At 42.2% G+C, this 26,157-nt stretch carries 21 protein-coding genes and 2 riboswitches; of the genes, 16 read left to right on the top strand and 5 right to left on the bottom strand.

Annotation, left to right across the window (positions count from 1 at the left end):
* Window positions 1–247: 247 nt before the first annotated feature.
* On the top strand, window positions 248–1,039 hold the full coding sequence (spo0A, locus tag MKY77_RS15450) for a sporulation transcription factor Spo0A (RefSeq protein ID WP_339146730.1): 792 nt from the start codon (window positions 248–250) through the stop codon (window positions 1,037–1,039).
* A gap of 103 nt (window positions 1,040–1,142) precedes the next feature.
* On the opposite strand, the gene MKY77_RS15445 is transcribed toward spo0A, so the two are convergent.
* Window positions 1,143–1,292, bottom strand: a complete 150-nt coding sequence (locus MKY77_RS15445) for a YycC family protein (RefSeq protein WP_339146729.1) — start codon at window positions 1,290–1,292, stop codon at window positions 1,143–1,145.
* A gap of 92 nt (window positions 1,293–1,384) precedes the next feature.
* Between MKY77_RS15445 and MKY77_RS15440 the strand changes: the two genes are divergently transcribed.
* Complete coding sequence (locus MKY77_RS15440; protein WP_339146728.1) at window positions 1,385–2,110, top strand: glycerophosphodiester phosphodiesterase; 726 nt, start codon at window positions 1,385–1,387, stop codon at window positions 2,108–2,110.
* Window positions 2,111–2,139: 29 nt separating this feature from the next.
* On the opposite strand, the gene MKY77_RS15435 is transcribed toward MKY77_RS15440, so the two are convergent.
* The gene (locus tag MKY77_RS15435; protein WP_339146727.1) at window positions 2,140–2,382 is read right to left on the bottom strand and encodes a DUF2627 domain-containing protein; all 243 of its coding nucleotides are present in this window, start codon (window positions 2,380–2,382) and stop codon (window positions 2,140–2,142) included.
* 190 nt (window positions 2,383–2,572) lie between these two features.
* Between MKY77_RS15435 and MKY77_RS15430 the strand changes: the two genes are divergently transcribed.
* The 9 genes from MKY77_RS15430 to MKY77_RS15390 all read left to right on the top strand — a co-directional run bounded on the left by MKY77_RS15430 (window position 2,573) and on the right by MKY77_RS15390 (window position 14,759).
* Window positions 2,573–4,624 carry a sigma 54-interacting transcriptional regulator gene (locus MKY77_RS15430; RefSeq protein ID WP_339146726.1) on the top strand — a complete coding sequence of 684 codons (2,052 nt, stop codon included), beginning with the start codon at window positions 2,573–2,575 and terminating at the stop codon, window positions 4,622–4,624.
* A gap of 135 nt (window positions 4,625–4,759) precedes the next feature.
* Window positions 4,760–5,659 carry a phosphate butyryltransferase gene (yqiS, locus tag MKY77_RS15425; protein ID WP_339146725.1) on the top strand — a complete coding sequence of 300 codons (900 nt, stop codon included), beginning with the start codon at window positions 4,760–4,762 and terminating at the stop codon, window positions 5,657–5,659.
* A gap of 161 nt (window positions 5,660–5,820) precedes the next feature.
* Window positions 5,821–6,924, top strand: a complete 1,104-nt coding sequence (gene bcd / locus MKY77_RS15420; protein WP_339146724.1) for a branched-chain amino acid dehydrogenase — start codon at window positions 5,821–5,823, stop codon at window positions 6,922–6,924.
* Between the two features lie 89 nt (window positions 6,925–7,013).
* Window positions 7,014–8,126, top strand: a complete 1,113-nt coding sequence (gene buk, locus MKY77_RS15415) for a butyrate kinase (protein ID WP_339146723.1) — start codon at window positions 7,014–7,016, stop codon at window positions 8,124–8,126.
* 16 nt (window positions 8,127–8,142) lie between these two features.
* Window positions 8,143–9,567: a dihydrolipoyl dehydrogenase gene (lpdA, locus tag MKY77_RS15410; RefSeq protein WP_339146722.1), complete on the top strand. Its 1,425-nt coding sequence runs from the start codon at window positions 8,143–8,145 to the stop codon at window positions 9,565–9,567.
* A 214-nt stretch (window positions 9,568–9,781) separates the two neighbouring features.
* On the top strand, window positions 9,782–10,774 hold the full coding sequence (locus MKY77_RS15405) for a thiamine pyrophosphate-dependent dehydrogenase E1 component subunit alpha (RefSeq protein WP_339146721.1): 993 nt from the start codon (window positions 9,782–9,784) through the stop codon (window positions 10,772–10,774).
* 12 nt (window positions 10,775–10,786) lie between these two features.
* On the top strand, window positions 10,787–11,770 hold the full coding sequence (locus MKY77_RS15400; RefSeq protein WP_064098284.1) for an alpha-ketoacid dehydrogenase subunit beta: 984 nt from the start codon (window positions 10,787–10,789) through the stop codon (window positions 11,768–11,770).
* A gap of 275 nt (window positions 11,771–12,045) precedes the next feature.
* Entirely contained in the window at window positions 12,046–13,383 is a 1,338-nt protein-coding gene (locus MKY77_RS15395; RefSeq protein ID WP_339146720.1) for a dihydrolipoamide acetyltransferase family protein, read from the top strand.
* Between the two features lie 311 nt (window positions 13,384–13,694).
* Complete coding sequence (locus MKY77_RS15390; RefSeq protein WP_339146719.1) at window positions 13,695–14,759, top strand: P1 family peptidase; 1,065 nt, start codon at window positions 13,695–13,697, stop codon at window positions 14,757–14,759.
* 54 nt (window positions 14,760–14,813) lie between these two features.
* Here MKY77_RS15390 and MKY77_RS15385 read toward each other — a convergent pair whose 3' ends face one another.
* Window positions 14,814–15,242: a hypothetical protein gene (locus MKY77_RS15385; protein WP_339146718.1), complete on the bottom strand. Its 429-nt coding sequence runs from the start codon at window positions 15,240–15,242 to the stop codon at window positions 14,814–14,816.
* 204 nt (window positions 15,243–15,446) lie between these two features.
* On the opposite strand from MKY77_RS15385, the gene MKY77_RS15380 reads away from it, so the two are divergent.
* Genes MKY77_RS15380 through meaB form a run of 3 tightly spaced genes read left to right on the top strand, consistent with a single transcriptional unit; the run spans window position 15,447 to window position 20,503 of the window.
* Window positions 15,447–17,306, top strand: a complete 1,860-nt coding sequence (locus tag MKY77_RS15380; RefSeq protein ID WP_339146717.1) for a methylmalonyl-CoA mutase subunit beta — start codon at window positions 15,447–15,449, stop codon at window positions 17,304–17,306.
* Complete coding sequence (scpA, locus tag MKY77_RS15375) at window positions 17,296–19,476, top strand: methylmalonyl-CoA mutase (RefSeq protein ID WP_339146716.1); 2,181 nt, start codon at window positions 17,296–17,298, stop codon at window positions 19,474–19,476. The genes MKY77_RS15380 and scpA overlap by 11 nt, the downstream gene beginning before the upstream one ends.
* A complete protein-coding gene (gene meaB, locus MKY77_RS15370) occupies window positions 19,469–20,503 on the top strand; it encodes a methylmalonyl Co-A mutase-associated GTPase MeaB (protein ID WP_339146715.1) in 1,035 nt (344 codons plus the stop codon). Before scpA ends, meaB begins: the two co-directional genes overlap by 8 nt.
* Before the next feature lie 60 nt (window positions 20,504–20,563).
* On the opposite strand, the gene metE is transcribed toward meaB, so the two are convergent.
* Window positions 20,564–22,861, bottom strand: coding sequence for a 5-methyltetrahydropteroyltriglutamate--homocysteine S-methyltransferase (gene metE, locus MKY77_RS15365; protein ID WP_339146714.1), 2,298 nt, complete (start codon window positions 22,859–22,861; stop codon window positions 20,564–20,566).
* Between the two features lie 150 nt (window positions 22,862–23,011).
* Window positions 23,012–23,204, bottom strand: a riboswitch (cobalamin riboswitch).
* Window positions 23,205–23,274: 70 nt separating this feature from the next.
* A riboswitch (SAM riboswitch) is annotated at window positions 23,275–23,385 on the bottom strand.
* 264 nt (window positions 23,386–23,649) lie between these two features.
* On the opposite strand from metE, the gene MKY77_RS15360 reads away from it, so the two are divergent.
* Window positions 23,650–24,087 (top strand): BrxA/BrxB family bacilliredoxin, encoded by a 438-nt coding sequence (locus tag MKY77_RS15360; RefSeq protein ID WP_339146713.1) that lies wholly within the window; start codon window positions 23,650–23,652, stop codon window positions 24,085–24,087.
* 48 nt (window positions 24,088–24,135) lie between these two features.
* Here the strand turns inward: MKY77_RS15360 and MKY77_RS15355 are convergent, their stop codons facing one another.
* Window positions 24,136–24,483 (bottom strand): hypothetical protein, encoded by a 348-nt coding sequence (locus MKY77_RS15355; RefSeq protein WP_339146712.1) that lies wholly within the window; start codon window positions 24,481–24,483, stop codon window positions 24,136–24,138.
* Window positions 24,484–24,626: 143 nt separating this feature from the next.
* Here MKY77_RS15355 and MKY77_RS15350 point away from each other — a divergent pair, with 143 nt between their 5' ends.
* The gene (locus MKY77_RS15350; RefSeq protein WP_339146711.1) at window positions 24,627–26,141 is read left to right on the top strand and encodes a glycosyl hydrolase family 18 protein; all 1,515 of its coding nucleotides are present in this window, start codon (window positions 24,627–24,629) and stop codon (window positions 26,139–26,141) included.
* Window positions 26,142–26,157 lie beyond the last annotated feature (16 nt).

Genomic DNA, 26,157 nt, shown 5'->3' with positions numbered 1-26,157 from the left:
ATGGAAATTACGTTATGATGAAAAATAATAAAGATTATTCGACAAAACTACCATTAAATGTAATATTTTGCGTATTGCGTCGAATTTAAGAGTATTCTGGAGAAAAATTAAGAATTTATATAATTTTTAAGGTTTTTTAATTTTTTTAAAGGAAAAGAGGTTGCATTGTCGAATTTAACATTTAGAATAAAAATAAAGGCTTAATTGCTTTCAAGAAAGTACAGGGACTGAGGAGGAAACTAGTTATATGAAAATTAAAGTATGTGTCGTTGATGACAATCGTGAATTAGTAGGTCTATTGGAAGAGTACATTTCAGCGCAAGAGGACATGGAAGTTGTTGGGGTAGCTCACAATGGTCAAGAATGTCTTCAGTTGCTTCAAGATAAAAATCCTGATGTTTTAGTTCTCGATATAATCATGCCTCACCTAGATGGTTTGGGTGTTCTTGAAAAAATGCGTTCGTTAAATTTAGAAAAGTCGCCCAATGTCATTATGTTGACAGCTTTCGGCCAGGAAGACGTAACGAAAAAGGCAGTCGATTTAGGTGCATCATACTTTATTTTAAAACCATTTGATATGGAGAACCTTGTTAGTAACATCCGTCAAGTGAGCGGTAAAGCATCACCTATCCTTAAGAGATCCAGTTCGTCTTCTGTCCGTTCCTCCAGCCCGGAAAACAAAGGTAGAAATCTTGATGCGAATATCACAAGTATTATCCATGAGATTGGCGTTCCCGCCCACATTAAAGGTTACCTATACTTACGTGAAGCAATTTCTATGGTATATAACGATATCGAATTATTGGGATCCATCACAAAGGTTCTATATCCTGATATCGCCAAAAAATACAATACCACAGCTAGCCGAGTAGAACGTGCGATTCGACATGCAATCGAAGTTGCGTGGTCCCGCGGGAATATCGACAGCATCTCTTCCCTTTTCGGTTATACTGTTTCCATGTCCAAGGCGAAGCCTACCAACAGTGAGTTCATTGCAATGGTTGCAGACAAACTCCGATTGGAGCATAGAGCTTCTTGAGAGGGTAAGGAATCTAATTAGGTAAAGGAAAAACCCAACATGCGAACTTGTATGTTGGGTTTGTTATTGTTACATATATATTCATAAGGGTATATAAGGACAATTATTCTTTTTCTTCAGCTTCACTTCGCTCCAATTCCACAAGCTTCTGAATGAGAATATGTTGTGGTAGATGCATTACTTGTTCAATGGGAACATCCAAGGCTTTAGCAAGCTTTTGAGCGGTTTCGGCGGATATTTGTAGTGGGCGCATGTCGGGTTCACCTCTCTTCCATCTAAGATTTTACTAAATGATACGTATGTTTACAATTTTTTCTGGCGTGTGAAAAAGAAAGGTGATGAATTATGACGAAAATTTTTGGGCATAGAGGTTCAGCTGGTACCCATCCGGAAAATACCATGATCAGCTTCGAGCAAGCATACAAAGATGGAGCCGATGGAATAGAGCTTGATGTGCAACTTAGTAAAGATGGCATTCCGGTTGTCATTCATGATGAAAAAGTAAACAGGACGACTGATGGAAAAGGATTGGTCAAAGACTTGTCCTTGTGGGAATTGAAACAACTAAATGCAGTCCATAAATTTAAAAAACAATACAAACAAGCAGAAATACCAACTTTAGAAGAGGTTCTGGAATGGGCAAATAAAAAGCAAACGATCGTAAATATCGAGCTGAAAAATAGTATTGTCCCATATGCTGGTATGGAAGAGAAAGTGTTGGATCTGATTAATAAATATAATGTGGAGCATCTGATTATTTTTTCAAGCTTTAATCACTATAGCTTAGCGCGATTACACACACTCGCCCCGGAAATGGAAAAAGCAGTGTTGTATATGGAAGGAATTTACAAACCGTGGGAGTATACGAAATGGGTCGGAGGAAATGGTATTCATCCGCATATTAAAGCGGCTACGCCAAGTATTATTCAACGGGCACAAGATGCGGGCGTTCCTGTCCGTCCATTTACAGTCAATGATGAAAAAATTATGAAAAGATTATTTGAAGAGGGATGTGCAGGTTTTTTTACGGATTATCCAAAGATAGCTGTACAATTAAAATACCAAAATTAAACCGCTGAGTGTTCAGCGGTTTTTTATTTTCAATTCCCTTTCTTTTGAAACCTCTTCTGTACATTGTTGCGCTTCCTATCTCGATAAAAGATAAACCCAGCCACAAACCACAATCCTATCAGGAAAAAAAGGAACCCGATAATGAATTGCAATGTCAGGGACGGAATAAGGGGATGGGCGATATTGAAAACCATATCACGCATAAGTTTAATTCCATATACGGCAATGATACCTGGAATTAATAAAATTATTAGAGCGACTATTCGTTGCATATCAAATGTTGGCCTCACTTTCAAAGCTTTCGACTTATATTATAGCAGAAAATATCTTGCACAGAGGAGGAAAAAGAATTATGATAAAACTGTGCAAGATATTTCACACCTTTTATAGAACACTGTGAATTTTCTTTCAATTTAATTACTAGTAAGAGAAATAAATGTATCCGGTGTAGAGGGGTTTTATATGCAGACGGTATTAGTAGTTGGCGCTGGCAAAGGTGGCTCTGCGATTTTAAAAATGTTAACGCATTCAGGAATGTTTAATCTGCTTGCTGTGGTCGATGTAAATCAGGCTGCACCTGGGTTGGCGTTGGCAAAAGAAATGGGGATTAAGATAGGGTCCGACTGGAAGGAATTCCTTTCAGAGAAGATCGATATCATCATTGAAGCTACAGGTTCCGATGAAGTCTTTCGAGAAATTCGGGATGCGAAGAATAAGAAAACGGTTCTTGTACCGGGAACGGTAGCTCATATCACCGCTACATTGGTGGAAGAAAAAGAAGAATTGATTGCAAAAATGAAATATGAATCCCATAAGAGAGATCTCATCTTTAATCTATTGAATGATGGTTTGATGGTTGTTGATCAAACAGGGAAGGTAATCATCTATAACAAAAGTGCAGAGAAAATTGTGGGAATAAAAAAGGCATATATGCTGGGTCAGCATATTCTTGAAAATATTCCGACTAGCCGTTTGCAAGAAGTTATACATACACAAAAGGTAGAGAAAAATAAAGAAATGCTGCTTGAAAACGGAAGGAAAATCATTACCACCAGATCTCCCTTGATTGATGAGGATGGAATGGTAATCGGAGCTTTTGCGGTTTTTAAGGATATAACAGAAGTCATGAATCTTGCAGAGGAAGTTACCAACCTGAAAGGCATTCAAACGATGCTAGAAGCGATCATACAGTCTTCGGATGAAGCTATATCTGTGGTGGATGAATTCGGTCGAGGGTTAATGATAAATCCTGCTTACTCTAGACTGACTGGACTTGAGGAAGGGCAGGTCATCGGAAAACCTGCGACGGCCGATATATCCGAAGGGGAAAGTATGCATATGAAGGTGCTTGAAACAAGGCGTGCCGTCCGAGGGGTGAACCTAAAGGTTGGCCCTTCCAAGAAAGAAGTAATCGTCAATGTAGCCCCGATCATAGTGGATGGAAAGCTTAAGGGGAGTGTAGGAGTCATCCATGATGTCTCTGAAATTCAAACGCTGACAACAGAACTTGACAGGGCAAGACAAATTATAAGAACGCTTGAGGCGAAATATTCGTTTGAAGATATCATTGGGTCTTCTGAAGAGATGGGGCTTGCAATCGAGCAGGCCAAGCTTGGGGCAAAGACTCCGGCGACAGTTCTTTTGCGAGGGGAATCGGGAACAGGGAAAGAGCTATTTGCTCATGCCATTCATAATGCGAGTAATCGTAAATATAACAAGTTCATTCGTGTGAATTGTGCTGCTTTATCTGAGTCGTTACTGGAAAGTGAGTTGTTCGGATATGAGGAAGGTGCGTTTTCCGGTGCAAAGCGTGGCGGTAAGAAGGGGCTTTTTGAAGAAGCGGACAATGGAAGTATTTTCCTTGATGAAATAGGGGAATTGTCAGCCAACACACAAGCAAAACTATTAAGGGTATTGCAAGAAAATGAGATTATCCGTGTAGGTGGCACTAAGTCGATTTCGATAAATGTCCGAGTGATCGCAGCAACGAATGTCAACCTTGAAAAGGGAATAGCGAATGGTTCGTTTCGTGAGGATCTTTATTACAGGTTGAATAGGATGCCGATCCATATTCCCCCGCTTCGGAGAAGAAAAGAAGATATCGAAGCGTTGAGTGAACATCTCATCCGGAAAATAAATCAAGATTACGGAAGAAATGTAGAAGGATTGACGCCAAGAGCCATCAATCATCTTGCGGCATATGATTGGCCTGGGAATGTGAGGGAGCTCGAGAATGTCCTTGGACGGGCAATCATCTTCATGAAATTTAATGAAGTGTTTATTGATACAGAACATATCCCAACGGTTGCGACAAGTGGGGATAAAGTTTCCCAAGACTCCACAGAAGCTGTTTCAAGTGATTATACCCTCGCAGAAATGCTTGAAGGTTATGAGGCGAAAATAATTCAGAAGACCTTGAAGAAGAATAAAGGGAACAAAACAAGAACTGCCAAAGAGCTCGGGGTCTCTATTAGAAATCTTTACTATAAAATGGAGAAGTTTTCGATTGAATGATATTGCCTGCAATTTATTGCATAGTAAGAAAGAAATTGCAGATGAATTCATTTATAAATAAAGCGTTTTCAATAAATTAAAGTTGGCACGATTCTTGCATAAGTAAGATTGGAGTAGAAAGGAAGGGTTGAGAATATGAAACTAGAGGAACTTATCACCAAAGCAACCCAGCTCACCTCAAAGGTGGTAGCGATTGCAGCTGCGGAAGATGAAGAAGTAATCGAAGCAGTTTCTCACGCCTTAAACAAACAGTTGGCTTCATTTATATTGTTTGGGAATGAGGACAAAATAAGAGCATTACTGAATGAACACCGTATCGATCCATCACATCAAGCGTTGGAAATAATAGCTGCGGAAAGTGCTAAGAAAGCTTCAGAGCTTGCGGTGAAAGCTGTATCAAGCGGGAAAGCAGACGTCTTGATGAAAGGAAATGTACCGACAGCATCGATACTGAAAGAGGTATTGAACAAGGAATACGGTTTACGTACCGGAAACGTTCTTTCCCATGTGGCGGCATTTGAGGTGCCAGGCTTCGATCAGCTTATTTTTGTAACCGATGCAGCAATGAATGTGGAGCCGGATCTCAATCAAAAGGTTCAAATCGTACAAAATTCTGTTCAGGTGGCAAGAGCATTAGGTATTGATCAGCCGAAAGTTGCACCTTTAGCAGCAGTAGAAGTAGTAAACCCTGCAATGCAAGCAACCGTCGATGCAGCCCTACTTACACAAATGAATAGTAGAGGACAAATCAAAAATTGTATCGTCGATGGCCCATTAGCGCTGGATAATGCCATTTCAGCACTTGCTGCTGAGCATAAAGGAATCAAAAGTGAAGTGGCTGGACAAGCGGACATCTTGTTTGTACCGACGATTGAAGTTGGGAATGTCCTATATAAATCATTGATTTATTTTGCAAAAGCAAAAGTCGGCGCAATCATTGCCGGCGCTAAAGCACCAATTGTATTAACATCCAGAGCCGACTCCGCTGAGAGTAAACTAAACTCCTTGGCATTAGCGGTCTGCTCTGTTAAATAAATACTCTGTCAGTAGCTGAAATTCATTAAATCTTTTAGCTGGTGATTGGGCATAGGGCGTAGACTCCAGTTGAAGGCGAAGCCAAGTGCGAAAATCACCAGCGGTGTACAACAGAGACCATTACATTTAAATTATTTACTATCTTGGGGAGGAATTTTATCATGGAAATTTTCAAATATATGGAGACTTACGACTACGAGCAACTTGTGATCTGCCAGGACAAACAATCCGGACTTAAAGCTATCATTGCTATTCACGATACAACGCTTGGTCCAGCCCTTGGCGGGACACGCATGTGGACCTATGCCAATGAAGATGCAGCAATTGAAGATGCATTACGCCTTGCAAAAGGGATGACTTACAAAAACGCAGCTGCTGGTTTGAACCTTGGTGGCGGTAAAACGGTTATCATCGGTGACCCACGCACAGACAAAAACGAAGAAATGTTCCGCGCTTTCGGACGTTACATCCAAGGATTGAACGGACGTTATATCACTGCAGAAGATGTTGGAACAACTGTTGCAGACATGGATCTAATTTATGAAGAAACAGACTATGTTACAGGTGTTTCACCTGCATTCGGATCTTCCGGTAACCCATCACCAGTAACGGCTTTTGGAGTGTACCGTGGAATGAAAGCCGCAGCGAAAGAAGCATTCGGAACAGATTCATTAGAAGGTAAAGTGGTGGCCGTCCAAGGTGTAGGTAACGTGGCATTCAACCTCTGCCGTCATCTGCACGAAGAAGGTGCAAAACTAATCGTAACGGATATCAATAAAGAAGCGGTTAACCGAGCAGTAGAAGAGTTCGGTGCTAAAGCTGTAGACATCAACGACATCTACAGTGTTGATTGTGACATTTATGCACCATGTGCACTTGGTGCAACGATCAACGACGAAACAATTCCACAATTAAAAGCAAGGGTAATCGCTGGTGCAGCAAACAACCAGTTGCTTGATACGAAACACGGAGATATCATTCATGAAATGGGCATCGTGTACGCACCTGACTATGTAATCAATGCTGGTGGAGTTATCAACGTTGCAGATGAGCTATACGGATATAACCGTGAGCGTGCAATGAAAAAAGTAGAAGGAATCTACGACAACATCGAGCGAGTTATTGAAATTGCGAAGCGTGACGGTATACCTACTTACCGTGCAGCAGATCGCTTAGCTGAAGAGCGCATTGAACGAATGAAAAATTCCCGTAGTCAATTTTTACAAAACGGACATCATATTTTAAGCCGTCGTAACGGACGCTAATATAGAAAATATAAGTATCTCAGAAGGGGCAAACGTGATGAACCTATAATTCGCTCGTTTGCCGTCCGTCTGAAATGGAGGTTTCAACAGTGTTAGAAAAGGAATATCGCATACTTGTCATCAATCCAGGATCCACATCAACGAAAATCGGCGTATTTGATAATGAACGCTCTGTTTTTGAGAAAACATTACGTCACGATAGCGAAACGATTAATTCCTTTGCAAGTATTTATGATCAATATGAATTTAGAAAAACGACCATTCTTGAGACATTGGACCAAGAAGGTATCAATATATCAAAGCTTAGCGCAGTATGTGGGCGCGGTGGGCTTCTACGTCCAATCGAAGGTGGGACATACTCCGTCAATAAAGAAATGTTACATGACTTAAAGATTGGATACGCAGGACAACATGCATCCAACCTTGGTGGAATCATCGCTTACGAAATTGCGACAGGATTAAATATTCCATCCTTTATCGTCGATCCTGTTGTAGTGGACGAGCTTTCCGACATTGCCCGTATTACAGGTTTCTCCTTGATTGAGCGTAAAAGTATCTTTCATGCATTGAACCAAAAAGCAGTGGCGCGCAGAGTAGCCAAAGACCTTGGGAGAAAGTATGAAGAATTAAATCTGATCGTAACCCATATGGGCGGGGGAATCACCGTCGGTACACATGTTGGCGGAAGAGTTGTCGATGTGAACAATGGACTTCATGGAGACGGCCCGTTCAGTCCAGAGCGCGCTGGAACGGTACCGGCCGGTGATCTTGTATCACTTTGCTTCTCCGGCGATTTTTACCGTGATGAGGTTATGAAAAAACTAGTGGGGCAGGGTGGACTTGTAGGATACCTTGGAACAAACGATGCCGTAAAAGTGGAACAGATGATAGAAGCGGGCGATGAGAATGCCGCTCTAGTATATGATGCGATGGCCTATCAGGTTGCCAAAGAAATCGGTTCGGCAAGTGCAGTGCTTGCAGGTAAAGTGGATGCAATCATTTTGACTGGTGGTCTTGCTTATGGAAAAGGATTTGTTAAACAGATCTCCGAGCGTATCAGCTGGATTGCAGATGTTATCGTACAACCTGGCGAAAACGAATTACAGGCTCTAACAGAAGGTGCACTACGCGTATTGCGTGGTGAAGAACAAGCAAAAGAATATCCAGGTACGGTTGTGGACACAAAAGTAGTACAGAGCTAGAAGGGAGCAAGGAATAATGGCACAAGAATATGATTTAGTCATCCTAGGTGGAGGAACAGGCGGGTATGTAGCGGCTATTCGTGCATCTCAACTTGGCTTGAAAACAGCAGTAGTAGAAAAGAAAAAAATCGGTGGAACATGCCTGCATGCAGGGTGTATTCCAAGTAAAGCATTACTTCGCAGTGCAGAGGTATTTGCGCAAACGAAGAATAGTGAAGAGTTCGGTGTTGTCTCTGGTGAAGTGAAATTAGATTTCTTCAAAGTACAAGAACGTAAACAAAAGATCATCGATCAGCTTCATGGTGGCGTACAGCATTTGATGAAGCAAGGGAAAATTGATGTATTTTACGGAACAGGCCGTATCCTAGGACCTTCCATTTTCTCACCAATGCCTGGTACAATCTCCGTTGAGTTCGAAAATGGGGATGAAAACGAAATGTTAATCCCCAAAAACGTGATTGTAGCAACAGGTTCCCGTCCTCGTTCCCTACCTGGACTTGAAATCGATGGCAATCAGGTAATGACTTCTGATGAAGCATTATCGTTAGAAGAACTTCCAAAATCCATCATCATCGTTGGTGGAGGAGTAATCGGTATCGAATGGGCATCCATGTTGGATGATTTCGGAGTAGAAGTGACAGTACTTGAGTATGCTGATCGCGTGTTGCCAACGGAAGACAAAGAAGTTTCCAAAGAAATGCAGCGTCTATTGAAAAAGCGCGGCATCAAAGTGGTGACAAGTGCGAAGGTTCTTCCAGAAACACTGGAAAAAGAAGAAGGGTCTGTAACTATCAAAGCCGAACATAAAGGAGAGGAGAAATCCTTCAGTGCAGAAAAGATGCTGGTATCCGTTGGCCGACAAGCTAACGTAGAAGGCATTGGCCTTGAAAACACAGACATCCAAGTGGAAAAAGGATTCATCAAGACGAATGATCGTTTCCAAACGAAAGAATCTCACATTTATGCTATCGGAGATGTTATCGGTGGTCTACAACTCGCACATGTTGCTTCCCATGAAGGAATTGTGGCAGTAGAGCATATGGCCAACGAAAATCCTGCACCAATCGACTACTCCATGATCTCAAAATGCGTATACTCTAGTCCTGAAGTGGCGTCCGTTGGTTTCACTGAAGAAGAAGCAAAGGAAAAAGGCTTCGAAGTAAAAACAGGTAAGTTCTCTTTTCGCGCAATCGGAAAAGCACTTGTATACGGCGAGTCTGATGGCTTTGTGAAACTGGTAGTAAACAAAGAAACCGACGATATCCTTGGTGTTCACATGATCGGGCCACATGTTACCGATATGATTTCTGAAGCGGGTCTTGCAAGAGTACTTGACGCAACGCCTTGGGAAATCGGACACACCATCCACCCACACCCGTCCCTTTCCGAAGCAATCGGCGAAGCGGCACTTGCGGTAGATGGGAAAGCGATACATTCGTAAGAAAGGACGTTGATAAAAGCGGAAGGAGCTTGATTCCGGCGGGAGAGAAGTGACAATCTTGAGACCCCACAGGCGGAACCGAGGAGGCTCAAGGTCGCCCCGCGGAAAGCAAGCGACTGCAGCGGATATCAACAGCAAATATTAATAAAGTTCTTAAAGGAAGAGGGGCAGATGAAGCTGCTCCCAACTCTCTACATATAGGAGGTAAACTTAAATGGCAGAAAATCGTCACGAAGCTCTTGGGCTTACAGATGAAAACGTATTAGAAATGTTTGAAACAATGTTAATGGCGCGCCGTATTGACGAGCGCATGTGGTTACTTAACCGCGCAGGGAAAATCCCATTCGTAATCTCTTGCCAAGGTCAAGAAGCAGCTCAAGTAGGAGCGGCTTTCGCTTTAGACCGTGAAAAAGACTATGTATTACCATACTACCGTGACATGGGTGTCGTACTTACATTCGGCATGACAGCGACAGAATTGATGCTTTCAGGTTTCGCAAAAGCGGAAGATCCAAACTCAGGCGGACGTCAAATGCCTGGTCACTTCGGTCAAAAGAAAAATAGAATCGTAACCGGTTCTTCACCTGTTACAACACAAGTTCCACACGCAGTAGGAGTGGCACTTGCTGGCCGACTAGAAGGAAAAGACCTTTGTACGTTTGTAACCTTTGGTGAAGGTTCTTCCAACCAAGGGGACTTCCATGAAGGCGCTAACTATGCAGCAGTTCACAAGCTCCCAGTTATCTTCATGTGCGAAAACAACAAATATGCAATTTCTGTTCCTTACGAAAAGCAAGTGGCATGTGAGAAAATCTCTGACCGTGCAATCGGATATGGAATGCCAGGGATCACTGTTGATGGAAACGACCCGCTTGAAGTTTATGCAGCTGTGAAAGAAGCGGCAGATCGCGGACGACGTGGGGATGGTCCTACACTTGTAGAAGCAATATCCTACCGTTTGACTCCTCATTCCAGTGACGACGATGACCGTGCATACCGTGAGCGTGACGAAGTGGATGCAGCAAAAGCTAAAGATCCAATCATCAGCTTTGCAGCTTACTTAAAAGAAGTTGGCGTTCTAACTGATGAAAAAGAGAAAGAAATCAATGACAAAATTGCAAAAGAAGTAAACGATGCAACAGAATACGCAGAAAATGCTCCATATGCAGATGCTGAATCCGCAATGAAGCATGTCTACGCAGAGTAAGGGGGAACCATCATGGCAGTTATTTCTTATATAGATGCAGTAACAATGGCAATCCGTGAAGAAATGGAACGTGATTCTAAAGTATTTGTTCTTGGAGAAGACGTAGGGAGAAAAGGTGGAGTATTTAAAGCCACTACTGGCCTATACGATCAATTCGGGGAAGACAAAGTTATCGACACACCTCTTGCTGAATCCGCAATCGCTGGTGTGGCAATCGGTGCAGCAATGTACGGCATGCGCCCAATCGCTGAAATGCAGTTCGCAGACTTTATCATGCCTGCTGTTAACCAAATCATTTCAGAAGCGGCTAAAATTCGTTACCGCTCAAACAACGACTGGACTTGTCCACTTGTTGTACGTGCTCCATACGGTGGGGGAGTTCACGGTGCACTTTACCACTCCCAATCAGTTGAAGCAGTATTCGCTAACCAACCTGGTTTAAAAATTGTTATGCCTTCTACTCCTTATGATGTAAAAGGATTACTGAAAGCAGCGATCCGGGACGAAGATCCCGTTCTATTCTTCGAGCACAAACGTGCATACCGCTTGATCAAAGGCGAAGTACCAACAGACGACTATGTACTTCCTATCGGTAAAGCGGACGTAAAACGCGAAGGAGAAGACATCACAGTCATCACTTACGGTCTTTGCGTACACTTTGCACTGCAAGCGGCAGAGCGTCTTGCACAAGACGGAATTTCCGCTCACATTCTAGATTTACGTACGGTGTATCCGCTTGATAAAGAAGCAATCATGGAAGCGGCATCTAAAACAGGTAAAGTACTTCTACTTACAGAGGATACAAAAGAAGGAAGCATCATGAGTGAAGTTTCTGCAATCATCGCAGAAAACTGCTTATTCGACCTTGACGCACCAATCATGCGCCTTGCTGGCCCTGACGTACCTGCAATGCCTTATGCGCCAACTATGGAAAAATACTTCATGGTTAACCCGGACAAGGTAGAAAAAGCAATGCGTGAGCTAGCACAATACTAAAACCTGATATTTAAGTGGAATAGTGAACGAATGGTAATGTTGAGTTTCCTGCAGTTGATTGTAGTGGAAGGAGCTTGACTCCTCGAAATGCTATACATTTTCTTCGTGCGATGTAAAGCTGTCGAAGCTTTCCTTGTCCTGCGGGAGGAAGGGACATGGGACCCCGCAAGGCGTAGCCTGAGGAGGCTCCCGGACCGCCCGTGGAAAGCAAGCTCCTGGAACGGAGATCAACTGCAGAGTTCAACAGAGCCCACCGATTAAAGGAGGTTCTCATCATGGCAGTAGAAAAAATTACCATGCCACAGCTTGGAGAAAGTGTAACTGAAGGAACAATCAGCCGCTGGATCGTAAGCGTAGGCGACAAAGTAAACAAGTATGACCCTCTCGCAGAGGTCATGACTGATAAAGTTAACGCAGAAATCCCATCTTCTTTTACAGGAACGATCAAAGAACTTGTAGCAGAAGACGGTGACACACTGGCAGTAGGAGAAATCATCTGCTATATCGAAACAGAAGGTGGCGGAGAAGCAGAAGCAACTGCTGACGCACCGAAAGAAGAAAGTGCACCAGCACAGAAGACTGAAGCTCCATCAGCACCAGCTGCTCAAGAGGACACAGACGCACCAAACAAACGTCGCTACTCTCCAGCAGTTCTTCGTCTTGCACAAGATAACAATGTAGATCTTGAGCAAGTTAAAGGAAGTGGCGCAGGCGGACGTATTACAAGAAAAGACATCCAAGCGGTGATCGATTCCGGTAACATTCCAACTGCAGATTCCAAGCCGGCAGCGACTCAAGCACCAGCACAAGAAGCTCCAAAAGCAGAAAAAGCAGCACCAGCGGCTCCATCTGCACCGGCAGCAGCAAGTGCACCAAAAGCTGCTCAACCAGTGAACGTACCAGTGGAAGCAGGCGACATCGAAATCCCTGTAACAGGCGTACGTAAAGCAATCGCTGCAAACATGCTGCGCAGCAAGCATGAAGCGCCACATGCATGGACAATGATTGAAGTGGACGCAACAAACCTTGTAGAATACCGCAACTCCTTAAAGGGAGAATTCAAGAAAAAAGAAGGCTACAACCTAACTTTCTTCGCATTCTTTGTAAAAGCTGTTGCGCAAGCATTGAAAGAATTCCCACAAATCAATTCCATGTGGGCTGGGGATAAAATCGTCCAAAAGAAAGACATCAACATCTCCATCGCCGTTGCAACAGACGACGCGCTTTATGTGCCGGTTATCCGCAATGCTGATGAAAAAACAATCAAAGGTATCGCTCGTGAAATTACAGAGCTTGCAAACAAAGTTCGCGCTGGTAAATTAACATCTGCAGAGATGCAAGGTGGAACATTTACTGTCAACAACACTGGTTCTTTCGGTTCCGTTCAATCACAAGGTATCATCAACTACCCACAGGCGGCCATCCTGCAAGTCGAATCCATCGTGAAACGTCCTGTTGTCATGGACCACGGCATGATCGCTGTCCGTGATATGGTGAACCTATGTATGTCCCTTGACCACCGAGTTCTTGATGGCCTTGTATGCGGACGCTTCCTGGCGCGCGTAAAGGAAATCATCGAAAAAATGTCTAAAGAGAATACATCAATTTATTAATATTTAGAAACCGATAAGATCCCGATATAGGGGTTTTATCGGTTTTTTGATTAGGAAGAATATATAACAGGCCCATTGAGATGTCTGGAGGGAAATTGGCTTTGCTGGTTTGGAATATTTCTGATGATGAAGAGGTGCTGTTTTTAATGGATATTGCCTATAATTTTGTAGTGGAAATGTGATTCGGACAATTTTCTTCTTCTTTCGGACAAAAACCAAAAATTTTCGGACATTTGAACTAACCAACCACCAATTGGATTAATGTGGTAATATGAGAATAATCAGGAAGGTACTTGAAAGGAGACTTCACCATGTCACACCCAAAGCGAATTAGAGATTATGGAGTGAAAGTGGGAAAGATGAAAACTGGCCCAAATAACGCCATCACGGATGTAAAGGGAGTTACTGTTGGACATGTTACACTTAGTGATGGCGATAAACAAACCGGTGTCACTGCAATTCTGCCACATCAAGGAAATACCTTCAAAGAAAAGCTGATTGCATCAAGTTATATCATTAATGGTTTTGGTAAATCAGTGGGGACCATTCAAATTACGGAGCTTGGTACATTAGAAACTCCAATCGTTCTGACTAACACGCTCAGTATTGGGACGGCAGTAGATGCAGTATTTGACTATATGCTGGAACGGAATCCAGAAATTGGGCGGACAACAGGTACCGTCAACCCGATTGTATGTGAATGTAATGACATGATGTTGAATGATATCCGAGCTAGATTCGTTACAAGGGAGCATATTCTTGAAGCACTACATAATACATCGACTAAAGTGGAAGAAGGCTCAGTAGGAGCTGGAAGAGGAATGCTTTGCTACTCTTTGAAAGGTGGGATTGGAACATCGTCGAGAGAAATGGAACTGCAGCATGGGACATATACGCTGGGGGTATTGGTGTTAACCAACTTCGGTAGTTTGGGTGACTTAACCATAGGTGGTAAGTATATAGGAAAAGAAATAGAAGCATTACGTGAAACTGTTGAGGAAAAGGACAAAGGTTCGATCATTATCATTGTCGGAACAGATCTTCCAGTATCGGAGCGACAACTAAACAGGATTATAAAAAGAACGGTCACCGGACTGTCCCGTACAGGTTCCGTCATTACCACGGGGAGTGGAGAAGTCGTGATTGGTTTTTCGACAGCTACAAAAATTCCTCATGACAAAACAGTCGATTGCATAACTGTTCCCATCATACATGAGGAAGATATTGATATCGCCTTTCGGGCAATTGGTGAGGCGACAGAAGAAGCTGTGTTAAACTCATTGATTACTGCATCAAAAATCAGAGGCAGGAATGGGAATGAAAGACCTGCTTTGAAAGATTTGTTGGAAGAACTTAATATTGATCTGAAAAAATAGAGCAGGATAAGAAGCATTTCTTCTTATCCTGCCCTTCCTGCATGAAGAGTTAGATTATTTACCGCTCGAAAACATCTCATCCAGCTCCCGCATTTTATCATATGCATCCAACAGATGTTCAGGTACAACCGTCCTTCCAAACACCCAAGCATTCTTTTCGATTTGACGCATAAGGATACTTTTTTCATCTTCCCCTCCATACATTAAGATCCTCAAATCATGCTTGTTCTTTTTAAAATCCAGGTAATAGCCGACCTCATGAAAGAGTATGAGTTTCACAAAGTTTTCATCGGATTCTCTAATTTTATTGTTTATCTTGGCTTTGTATCCGTTAATCTGCAAATAGTTGAATTTGATCGTGTTGGTCGATATGTTAAAGCTCATTGGTGATTTTAACTTATTGTCGAATTCAAAATTAATATCTAGGCCAAGTCCTTCTAATGTCTCTTTAATTATGTTTTCAATATTCCATATGTATAACATCGCTACAAATCACTACCTTTTTAAGAAACTATCATTTATATAGTAAGTATAGTTTTTCTCTTGAAGGAATACCACCGAAAATAAGTAATTCCAATGCTTTCTTTATTTGCCGTGCCCCCATAACTATATTAAAATAAATATATGAACTTTTGAAAAAATTAAATTTGTAAGCGATTACGTAATTGAGGGAACGAGGGGATGAAGATGAGTAAATTGAAAGAGATGAAGAACAATAGTTTCCCAAAAGTGACAATGGAAGAATGGGTTGAACAGGCGGAGAAGGCGTTGAAGGGGAAACCTGTTTCCAAGCTCCATACCCATACATATGAAGGCATTGTACGGAAACCGGTATATATAGAAGAGGATAGAACTGACCATGCATCCAAACAATTAATAAAAAAGTCTGATTGGACAGTCAGCCAACAACTATATGCTTCTACTTCATTTGAGGAATTAAATGTTCAATTGAAACAGGAAGTAGAAAGAGGTTTGCAATCCATTCATTTTGCAACGTATCCATCAAAGGAGTCCAATGCTTTAATTATAAAAGATCAAACAGACCTCATAACATTATTTAGTGATATCCCATTGAATGACATAGCTATCCAAATACATGCGGGACCCAGCGCAACAACATTCATCAATGCGTTGATCGATAGCGGGAAGGAAACAAAAAAACTACATGGAATCATTGGAGCTGATCCTGTTGGTGAGCTTGCAGCAACAGGCACACTAAATCAGCCATTGGAGAAGTATTTTGACGAAATGAAATCAAATATCGAGTGGAAAGTAAACAATGCCCCATACCTCAAAACAGTGTGGGTACAGTCCTACCCCTATCACAACGGGGGGTGCAATGCAGTGCAAGAACTCGCGGCTGCTATGGCGACAGCCGTTGAATATTTGCAGGGGCTAATGAATAGAGGGCTGTCCATAGAGGAAGCTTCCCAAGAAATAGCTTTCTCCTTTCCGGTAGGAAGTGATTTCTTCATGGAGCTTAGCAAGCTGAGGGCCGCAAGAATGATATGGGCAAATATCGTGGAAGCTTTTGGGGGAGATGAAAAGGCACAGAAGATGATGGTGCATGCGACAACGTCGATGTTCACAAAATCCAACCTTGATCCGTTTGTCAATATGTTACGTACGACAACTGAGGCATTCTCCGCAGCCATAGGGGGAGCAGATAGTATCAATGTGGACAGCTATCAGCAAGGTGATGACGCTTTTTCCAGAAGAATAGCACGTAATACGCATTACATTTTGAAAGAGGAAAGCTTCCTTTCTAAAGTCGTCGATCCAGCCGCTGGCTCTTATTACGTGGAAAACCTCACAAATCAGTTGGCTGAAGAAGCATGGGAGCTGTTCCAGGAGTTGGACAAGCTTGGCGGCATCGTGGAAGCCCTGCGAACGAATTTTCTACAGGACCGAATTGCCGAAGTGAAAGAAAAGCGATTAAAGGATGTTCAAAGCAGGAAAAAAGTGTTGGTCGGTACCAATATGTATGCAAATCTACAAGAAGAACTGAAATGGCAAATAATCACCGAACATGTAAATGGAAATGAACATGCTCAAGTAAAAGTACATGCAATTCAACCTTTAAGATTATCTGAAGCATTTGAAAGCTTACGTTATCAAGCTCAGGTGTATCAGGAAAAAAAGGCGACATCGCCAAAAGTTACCTTGATCAACCTTGGCTCATTAGCAACACACAAGCCTCGGACTGACTTTGCATCAGGTTTTTTCCAGGTAGGGGGCCTTCAACCTGTCGTCAGTCCAAGTTTTGAAGAAGCTAAAGCAATTGTGGAGTGGGTATCCGATCGAAACATAACTGGGTATGTATGCATTTGTGGAAGTGATGAAACTTACGAAGAGTTGTTACATGCAGCGGTTATGGCTGTCAATTCTCCTAACCGCAAAGTGTTGGTTGCTGGCTTGCCTGAAGAAGCACGTCAAAAAGAGCTGCAGGAAATAGGGATTAGTGATTTTATTCATATGCGCTCCAATTGTTATGAGCAATTAGTAAAGATACACCAAGAAATGGGGTTGACCGACAATGAAGCCTGATTTTTCAACGAGAACACTGAACAAACAAGCTGCGATTACCCAAACCGTGCCACTGTCCAATGAAGCGGTGGAAGAATTATTTTATGAAACAAATGAACAGATCAAATTAAAGTCCCATTACACGCAGGAAGATTTGTGTGGTGCCGACCACCTGGGAACTCTTCCAGGAATCGCCCCGTATTTGCGTGGACCTTACCCGACGATGTATGTTAATAGACCTTGGACGATACGTCAGTATGCTGGTTTCTCGACAGCGGAAGAGAGCAATGCTTTTTATAGAAGAAACCTGGAAATGGGGCAAAAGGGGTTGTCGGTTGCCTTTGACCTTGCGACACATCGTGGCTATGATTCCGATCACCCCCGTGTTGAAGGGGATGTTGGGAAAGCTGGTGTGGCCATTGATTCCATTCTCGATATGAAGGTTCTTTTTGATGGTATTCCTTTGGATAAGATGTCCGTATCGATGACGATGAATGGGGCGGTTTTACCGATTATGGCCTTTTACATCGTTACAGCTGAGGAACAAGGGGTTAGTCCAGAGAAGCTTTCCGGGACGATACAAAATGATATTTTAAAAGAGTATATGGTGCGTAATACGTACATCTATCCTCCTGAGATGTCCATGAGAATCATTGGAGATATTTTTGCTTACACGTCCCGATATATGCCGAAGTTCAATAGTATCAGTATTTCAGGATACCATATGCAAGAAGCAGGGGCACCGGCGGATATTGAGCTTGCCTATACGCTTGCAGATGGTATCGAATATGTAAGAACAGGTCTTGAAGCAGGCATTGATATTGATAAATTTGCACCGAGACTTTCTTTTTTCTGGGCAATCGGCATGAACTTCTTCATGGAAGTAGCGAAAATGCGGGCCGCTAGATTTATCTGGGCCAAGATGATGAAGGAATTCTTACCACAGAATCCGAAGTCCATGGCATTAAGGACCCATTCTCAAACATCTGGATGGAGCTTGACTGAACAGGATCCATTTAATAATGTGACACGTACTTGCATTGAGGCACTAGCTGCTGCCAATGGTCATACGCAGTCCTTGCATACCAACGCATTGGATGAAGCGATTGCGTTACCAACGGACTTTTCCGCCCGTATTGCCCGTAATACACAATTGTATTTGCAAGAGGAAACGGAAATTACAAAAGTCATTGATCCTTGGGCCGGTTCGTATTATGTGGAAACATTGACGAAAGAACTGATTGATAAAGCTTGGGCACATATTGAGGAAATTGAAGAGCTTGGTGGCATGGCAAAAGCGATCGAAACAGGCTTGCCGAAGATGAGAATTGAAGAAGCTTCAGCACGTCGCCAAGCAAAAATTGATTCAGGAAAAGAATCTATCATTGGTGTGAACAAGTATCGCCTCGATAAAGAGGATATGGCAATTGATGTCCTTGATATTGATAATGCCGAGGTTCGTAAAAAGCAGATCCTACGTTTGCAAGAGCTCCGTGAAAACAGAGATGAAATGGAAGTGGTATCAGCTCTTGAAGCACTTTCAGATGCGGCTAGAACAGGGAAAGGCAATCTGCTGGAGCTAGCCGTGGATGCTGCCCGCGTGCGTGCAAGTCTGGGAGAAATATCTGATGCCATTGAAAAGGTAGCCAATCGCCATCGTGCTGTCATCCGTTCTATCAGCGGCGTGTACAGCAGTGAATTCTCCAATGAGGAGGAGATGAAGGCCGTGAAGGATAAGATTGAGGAATTCCTAGAGCTCGAAGGAAGAAGACCAAGGATCATGATCGCTAAAATGGGTCAGGATGGTCATGACAGAGGGGCAAAAGTCATTTCCACCGCGTTCGCCGACCTTGGATTTGATGTGGATATCGGGCCTCTTTTTCAAACACCAGCAGAAACAGCGCTGCAAGCAGTGGAAAATGACGTGCACGTTATCGGTATCAGTTCCCTTGCTGCCGGGCATAAAACACTTCTTCCACAACTCGTAGAGGAGTTAAAGAAGTTGAACCGCGAAGACATCATCGTTGTAATTGGGGGGGTAATTCCAGCACAGGATTATGAATTCCTATATAGTAAAGGCGCTTCGGCTATTTTCGGACCTGGAACGGTCATCCCGAGGGCGGCCGAAAAGGTCCTGGAGGAAATCTACGAACGCCTTGGTTATGAGGAAGTGGAAGAGACGCATGAGTAAAGAGCGCAAACCTCGAAAAAAGGTGCTTAAAAAGGAAGAGCGGAGTACAGCGGATATCATTTCAGGTATCCATAAAGGAGTCCGTTCTGACCTTGCTCAAGCCATCACGCTTGTGGAAAGCAATGCAACACGACATTTTCATAAAAGTCAGGAAATCATTCAGGAGATTATGCCATCCACTGGGCACTCTGTTCGAATAGGAATAAGCGGTGTACCAGGTGCAGGAAAGAGCACCTTTATTGAAGCATTCGGGTTGTATTTGTGCGAGCAGGGCCATAAAGTGGCCGTGCTTGCAGTTGATCCGAGCAGTTCCAAGACAGGTGGTAGTATCCTAGGGGACAAAACGAGGATGGAACAACTCGCAAGGCATCCGCAGGCGTTCATCCGTCCCTCCCCTTCAAGTGGCACATTAGGTGGAGTTCATCGAAAGACAAGGGAAAGCATTCTTTTATGTGAAGCAGCAGGGTATGATGTGATTTTAGTGGAGACTGTTGGAGTCGGACAGAGCGAAGCCATTGTGCGAGATATGGTAGATTTCTTTTTACTGCTTGTTCTAACAGGTGCAGGCGATGAGCTGCAAGGAATGAAAAAGGGCATTATGGAGCTTGTTGATTCGATTGTGGTGAACAAAGCGGATGGAGATAATAAAGCAAGAGCCGAGAGGACCGCACATGAATATAGACAAATCCTTCATTTCCTTCAGCCTGCAACAGAAGGATGGGAAACGAAGGCATTTACATGTTCGGCGCTGCATAATCAGGGAATTGATCATACATGGAAACTGATTAACAAATTTGTTGAGGTGACCAAAGCTTCAGAGCAGTTCGAATATAGGAGAAAAGAACAAAAACGGAGCTGGTTCTACACTTCTTTAAAGGACCAGCTAGAAATGCTTTTCTTTGGGGATGAAGATATCACATCAAATTTACCTCTGATAGAAAAGCAGATAAGTACGGACGAGCTCTCTGTCTCAGCAGGTGTGAATAGACTGATGCAAATTTATAAGAGAAATGAAAAGGGAAGATGATTATTCAAATAGGAATGCGAGATTGCAAAATAACTCTCGCATTCCTTTTCTTTTATTCGGTTATCGCTCTTTAACCAACAGACTTTCTCTAGTTTGTTTGGCAGCTTGAACCATCACTTTAAGGGAAGCGACCGTCTCTTCCAAACCGCGAGTCTTTAAACCACAATCCGGATTGATCCAGAACTGCTTTGGGTCAAGCACTTGAAGGGCTCGGTCAATGTTGCTCCTTATCTCATCTAGATGAGGGACCCTTGGACTATGAATGTCATATACCCCAAGTCCTATGCCATTGTCATACGTATTTTCCTCAAAAGAATGGATGAGTGAGCCATGACTTCTGGAGGTTTCTATGGAGATAACATCGGCATCGAGTGCTTTTATCGCATCGATAATATCTTCAAAATCCGAATAACACATATGAGTATGGATTTGTGTTTCATCCTGGACTGAAGATGTTGCAAGTTTGAACGAATAAACCGCTGCATTTAAATAGGCATCCCATTTTTCCTTTTTCAATGGAAGACCTTCACGAAGAGCTGGTTCATCCACTTGAATCATCCTAATACCATTTCCTTCAAGGAACTCTACCTCTTTCCGAAGAGAAAGTGCTATTTGGTTTGCCACATCATCCCGTGGAATATCATTTCGAACAAAAGACCAGTTTAATATGGTAATAGGTCCGGTCAGCATTCCTTTTACTGGCTTGTCAGTCAATGATTGGGCAAATAAAGTTTCTTTTATGGTCATTGGGGCTTGGAATGAGACATCACCAAAAATGATTGGCGGTTTTACGCATCTTGATCCATACGACTGAACCCAACCAAATTTCGTAAACTGAAAACCAGCTAATTTTTCTCCGAAATATTCCACCATATCGGTTCGTTCGAACTCTCCGTGCACTAAAACATCAAGGTCGATTTCCTCTTGGATGTGAATCCACTTTTTTATTTCAGACTCTATGAATTCTCCATATTCAAAGTCAGTTAAATTAGATTTTCTCCATTTTTGCCTTTGTTTTATTACTTCCTGTGTTTGAGGGAAGCTGCCAATCGTCGTAGTCGGTAAAAGCGGTAACTGAAAAGCATCTTCTTGCAATTTTTGGCGAACACCATATGTAGATCTGCGTTCAGCTTTATAATCATTTAAATTACGAATCTTTTTTTGGACCTCGATATTATTACGGCTGGAATAACTTTTTAATGTTTGAATCGCCCTGGCGGATGATGCAATTTCATCCTGGATGGTTTCTTTTCCATCTTGAAAACCTTTTGCAAGCACTGCTACTTCTTTTAATTTTTCATCAGCAAATGAGAGTGCACCTTTTAATGAATCATCAATTGTTTCTTCATTTTGCACCGTGACAGGCACGTGTAATAAGCTTGAAGAAGGTTGCACAATAAGATTGCTTTCCGTTACTACCTTTGAAATCTCTTCCAGAATGGAAAAAGTATCTTCAAGGTCTGTACGCCAAATATTACGACCATCAATGATACCCGCTGCAAGGACTTTATCTTTTGGAAACCCGTCCCTCTTTAGTGCAGCAAGATTTTGACCTTGATCATGTACAAAATCCAGACCTATTCCTTTTACAGGAAGAGAAATTATTTCTTTATAGTGATCTACTCCTTCAAAGTAGGTTTGTAGTATCACATTTAGAGATGGTGCTGCTTCATACAGTTTTTGATAGACATCGTGAAATAATGCAATTTCTTCTGTAGAGATGGTTGTAGATAGAATCGGTTCATCGATTTGCACCCATTCTACATCTTCCTCCTGCAATTCTCTTAAAATCTCTGCATATAAAGGAATAAATCGCTCAACAACTGCTTGAAACTGACTTTTATCATAGCCTTTGGCCAATTTTACAAAGGAGATAGGGCCTAAGATCACGGGCTTTCCTTTAATTCCGAGCTTTTGTTTAGCTTCCTTATAATATTGAAGGGGGCGGTTTTCCACTAAGCAGGGAAGAGCATCCTCCAACTCAGGAACAATATAGTGATAATTTGTGTTAAACCATTTAGTCATTTCAGATGCAACCGCATTTTCTGCACCTCTGGCTATAGCGAAATAGGTCTGCAGGGGCACCGTACCACCTTGGTATTCAAATCGCTTGGGCACAAGGCCAAACATCACTGCTGTGTCAAGTACATGGTCATATAGACTGAAGTCACCGGTGGGGATTAAATCGATGCCTAGATCCTTTTGCTTTTTCAGAAATTGAAGGCGTAATTCCTTCATTTGTCTCACAAACACATCTTTATCTAAATTACCTGCCCAAAATTGTTCAAGAGACTTTTTCCATTCGCGTTTTTCCCCAATTCGTGGATATCCAAGATTTGAACTTAAAGTGTTAGTCATTTTATCTCTCCTTGTTTATTGTGATTTTGTCTACAACTAAAAAATCTCCCTTTTTTAAAAAAAGGGAGATTCATACGCACACTTAACTAGAGTTGAGACATTCTGGTATCCTCAACACGTATTCCTCACTCCCCTCTATAACCTCGTAGAGTACAAGCGCATACAATAGGCAGGTATCCTGACTTAGGTTCATTGCTTCTTATCCCTTCCCATTTCAAAATGAAACAGTGGATTTTTGATAAGTCGCTCCCCATCACAGTGGCGGGACCGTGCCGGAATTACACCGGGCTTCCCTTTTAGCCGAGCGAATCACTTGCTCAGCACCTAATGCATTTGATATGAAGTTTTAGTATAATCATCAAATAATTTAAAAAGCCTCTCTAATAAATAGAGAGGCTGTGTAATAAAATCCTCTCTTATCACTCACAGCAAATAGCTATGCAGGATTTAGCACCTTTTCAATCAAAGTATTGAATGGTTGCTGGGCATCAATGGGCCAGTCCCTCCGCCTCTCTTAATAAGAGTGTTAAATATTTGATTAATTTAGAATTAATAATCATACTAGCATGACAAATCCACACTGTCAAAGATAATTTTAAGAAGTAATGGATTGAAACAAAAAAAGGAAAGTGAGCATATCACTTTCCTTCATCTAGGGAGTATAGGGGTATGGATATCTAGATGTTAGTGATATAATACCCGCCCGTATAGAAAATAAACCTTTTTTGTTTTTTTATTTGAAAAAAATTGGTATGATAAGAGTAGTTTAAAACTTGAGGTGATACAACATGAATATCGATTTTAATATGTTTATGAATGATGTTGTTCGAACTGCCAGAGAAGAGATGGATAACGCTGGATATGAGCAACTTAGAACGGTTGAAGATGTAGAAGAAGCATTTGCGCGTAAAGGGACGACACTTGTAATGGTGAACTCTGTTTGCGGTTGTGCAGGCGGCATCGCTCGTCCAGCTGCAACGCATGCGGTGCATTATGACAAGCGTCCAACACACTTGGTTACTGTGTTCGCTGGGCAAGATAAAGAAGCGACGGAGAAAGCACGTGAATATTTCGAAGGTTACCCACCATCCTCTCCTTCTTTTGCCTTATTAAAAGATGGTGAAATTGTAACGATGGTAGAAAGACACGAAATCGAAGGCCATGCGCCAATGTCAGTTATCACAAAGCTACAAGGGTATTTTGAAGATCATTGTGAAGAGCTTTAAGAGTTAATTAGAAGAGTGCCGGTCCCATTGATGGAACCGGCACTCTTTTTATTTTACTTCCAGGACAAGTGGATGTTCACTTAGTGCTAATTCATCTTGTCCCTTGCTCAATAGTATTATTCTATCCTGTTTTAGTTCAGAAGCAAACCCAATGGATATGGGGGAATTCTTAGCGACTTGGGAATGTTTTTTGGTTTTGACTTTTTCAACAATGGATTCATCATCAGTGCATACAAACCAACAATAATCGCCACGGTATATATTTACTTCATTCCCATCAATAGACACTGTTGGGAGAGGTGGCAAGCTTCCTTCTAATGAAATAGACTCGTTGGGTGTACAGGCAGATAGTAAGAATGAAAAAATAATGATGGTGATCCACTTAGCTTTCCCCATAAATCCACCTACCTCCATATTCTGAAATCAATCTTATCATACCACTTTATGGGAAATCCTTCACTAATATTTACCGCTACATCCTCCATCTCATGCATATTACAATAATAGGTAGGCAGTGTAATAGGAGGAAGTTAAAGAACATGCAACTTAGACGGAAGCGTATATTATATATTTTGGTTCTCCTTGTTATAGTAAGTACAATAGCTATATATTGGACAACTTCTACTAAAACAGTAACTACTAATTTACCTACAGAAAAGGAATCAGAAGCAGTGGAGAAAGTGGTAGACAACCCACCCGAGATTACTAGCTTCAGCCATTCTCCTGAAGAGAAGGAAGATTCGGTTGTCAGTGGTGATGTGGAGCTTCTTGTAGAAGCAAAGGATGACAACGAAATAAGTAAGGTTGAATTTTATTCTAGTAATGGAGATTACTTAATCGGCGAAAAGACAGAAGCGCCTTACACTATCAATTGGGCAACCGATCCCTGGGTAGAAAACGGGGAGCAGATACTTAAAGTCGTTGTATATGATAGCGCTGGACAAAAGGCGGAAGCAACGAAAAAAGTCACTGTGGAAAATCAAGAAGAAATGGACGCAGAATATAAAATGGTCGGCTATTATGCCGGATGGGCCAGTTATTCCGGATTCCACGTCACCGACATTGATGCAAGCAAATTAACACATATCAACTACGCATTTGCTAATATATCAGAAGATGGAAAAATAGTAGTGGGCGACCCAGCAACCGATCATGAAAACTTCAAGCAACTACAACAGCTAAAGAAGCAGCACCCCCATTTAAAAACGATGATTTCTGTTGGCGGATGGACTTGGTCGAAGAATTTCTCCGACGCTGCAGCTTCAGAAGAGTCTAGAGCCAGGTTTGCAGAAAGTGTTCGACTATTTATGTTAGAACATGGTTTTGATGGAGTCGATTTGGACTGGGAGTACCCGGTAAGTGGGGGACATCCTGATAATGTGAACCGGCCTGAGGATAAGCGTAATTATACACTTTTACTTAAAAAGATTAGGGAAACCTTGAACGAGCAAGAAAAGAAGGATGGTAAAGAGTATTTGTTAACAATTGCTGCAGGGGCGAGTAAGTCTCACGCAGCAAACATGGAGCTATCGGAACTTCATCGATATGTCGATTATATTCAGTTGATGACCTATGACATCAATGGGGAATGGGATGAATTAACCGGTTTGAATGCGCCATTGTATCCAGATCCTAATAGTGCGTTCAGTTGGCAATGGAGTGTGCAAGACGGCATAGAAACCTATATGGAAAGTGGTGTGCCGGCAGATAAGCTTGTTATGGGATTGCCTTTTTACGGTAGGGTGTTCCATGATGCAGATGCTGCTAACAACGGCTTGTATCAGTCGTTCAATGGAGGTACATCGTTTAGCTATTCCAAGCTTTATTCGGATTACATCAATAAGAACGGCTTTGAACGTTACTGGTTAGAAGATACAGAGGTACCGATTCTTTATGATGGCAATACGTTCATCAGTTATGATGATGAAGAATCGATAGTAAAAAAAACCGAATTTCTGAAAACTAATGGACTTGGTGGAGCGATGATGTGGGAATTAAGTCAAGATCCTGATAGAGTATTATTGGAACGAATATATACAGAATTGAGTAGATAAAAAAGAATAGCTGCAG

Origin of the sequence: Sutcliffiella sp. FSL R7-0096 (genome assembly GCF_038595065.1) — a bacterium.
GTDB lineage: Bacteria > Bacillota > Bacilli > Bacillales > Bacillaceae_I > Sutcliffiella_A.
This window is presented reverse-complemented; position numbering and strand designations above follow the sequence as displayed.